The following is a 286-nucleotide window of genomic DNA, read 5'->3' on the forward strand; positions in this document are numbered from 1 at the left end:
CACAGCATGGGCGACACGATGGACAGGGAGGAATACCCCAGTCCGTAGATACCCACGCCCAAGAAGAACAGCGCTGCACTCTCGCCACTAAAAAGGGCGATAAGCACCCCGAGCGCGCCCCCGAAGCCGGCAATCATGCCCGTCGGCACCGCGCCGATGCGCTCGGCGAGCCAGCCCAGCAGCGGCTTGCCGGCCACGGTGCCCAGCATGATGGCCGAGACGGCAAAGGCGCCCACTTCCGCCCCCAGGGGACCTACGGCGCAGGCCGAGGGCACCTGCTGCAGGA

Annotated in this window: 1 pseudogene; it reads right to left on the minus strand. The window is 68.2% G+C overall.

Going from position 1 to position 286, the window contains the following annotated elements:
- Window positions 1–286 (minus strand): annotated as a pseudogene (locus PZH32_RS14050) (MFS transporter); the annotation flags it as partial.

This window comes from Adlercreutzia equolifaciens (genome assembly GCF_029076695.1).
Lineage (GTDB): Bacteria > Actinomycetota > Coriobacteriia > Coriobacteriales > Eggerthellaceae > Adlercreutzia > Adlercreutzia equolifaciens_A.